Annotated in this window: 1 protein-coding gene and 1 pseudogene; both read left to right on the top strand. The window is 71.7% G+C overall.

From position 1 onward, the window contains the following. Nucleotides 1-333 (top strand): annotated as a pseudogene (locus R6V09_RS53135) (serine/threonine protein kinase); the annotation flags it as partial. 131 nt (nt 334-464) lie between these two features. Then, nucleotides 465-1,433 (top strand): serine/threonine-protein kinase (locus R6V09_RS53130; protein ID WP_317888555.1); only part of this gene is annotated, 969 nt, incomplete at its 3' end.

Raw genomic sequence — 1,433 nt, 5'->3', positions numbered from 1 at the left:
CAGCAGGGCTACGGCCATCCGCAGCAGCAACAGCCGCAGCAGTACGCCCCGCCCAGGCAGCCCCAGCAGCCCCAGCGGCCCCAGGAACCGGCGCGCGAGCCCCGCCAGCCGCGGCAGCGCAGCGCCAATCCGATGAAGATCCCCGGCCTGGGCTGTCTGAAGGGCTGTCTGTTCACGATCGTCCTGCTGTTCGTCGCGGGCTGGCTCGTCTGGGAGCTGACTCCGCTTCAGGACTGGATCGGCACGGGCAGGGGCTACTGGCACGAGATCGGCCACGTGGCCAAACAGGTCAGCGGCTGGGTCAAGGATCTGAGTTCCGCGACCGGCAACTGACCCTCGAATCGCCCTTGTCGGACGCTGGTTTGGGGATTTGTCGACACCCAGTGGGTGATTTCCGCCCTGGCGGTGAAGGTTGGCTCATCTGACGCGTAGTTTTAGCGACACACGCGTCGGTAGGAGCAGTCTTGGCACGGAAGATCGGCAGCCGGTACACCGCCAACCAGATCCTGGGGCGGGGCAGCGCCGGCACGGTGTGGCTGGGTGAGGGTCCCGAGGGGCCCGTCGCCGTGAAGCTGCTGCGCGAGGACCTCGCGTCCGACCAGGAACTCGTCGGCCGCTTCGTGCAGGAGCGCACCGCCCTGCTCGGCCTCGAACACCCGAACATCGTGTCCGTACGGGACCTGGTCGTCGACGGCAACGACCTCGCCCTCGTCATGGACCTGGTCCGCGGCACCGACCTGCGCACCCGCCTCGACCGGGAACGCCGGCTGGCCCCCGAGGCGGCGGTCGCGATCGTCGCCGACATCGCGGACGGACTCGCGGCGGCCCACGCGGCAGGCGTCGTCCACCGGGACGTCAAGCCGGAGAACGTGCTCCTCGACATGCAGGGCCCGCTCGGCCCCGGAGGCGCGCACCCCGCCCTGCTGACGGACTTCGGGGTCGCCAAACTCATCGACTCCCCGCGCCGCACCCGCGCCACGAAGATCATCGGCACGCCCGACTACCTCGCCCCCGAGATCGTCGAGGGCCTGCCCCCGCGCGCGGCCGTCGACATCTACGCCCTGGCGACCGTCCTGTACGAACTCCTCGCCGGATTCACCCCGTTCGGCGGCGGCCACCCCGGCGCGGTACTGCGACGCCACGTCACCGAGACCGTCGTACCGCTGCCCGGGATCCCCGAGGAGCTGTGGGCGCTGCTCGTCCAGTGCCTGGCGAAGGCCCCGGCGTCCCGGCTGCGGGCCTCCGAGCTCGCGGCCCGGCTGCGCGAACAGCTGCCCCTGCTGGCCGGGATGCCCCCACTGGACGTCGACGAGCCGGACAGCGAGCAGGAGGAGGCGGAACCGGAGGAGGCCCCGGTGGCCACGCCCGCGCGCGGCGAGCGGGTACGGCGGGGTGCCGTACCGCTGGTGCCGGGTGCCAAGCCCGCCGACTCC

It is taken from the genome of Streptomyces sp. W16 (assembly GCF_033194735.1).
Classification (GTDB): Bacteria; Actinomycetota; Actinomycetes; order Streptomycetales; family Streptomycetaceae; genus Streptomyces.
Note: the sequence above shows the minus strand (reverse complement) of the source record. Positions and strands in the feature narration are given on the sequence as shown.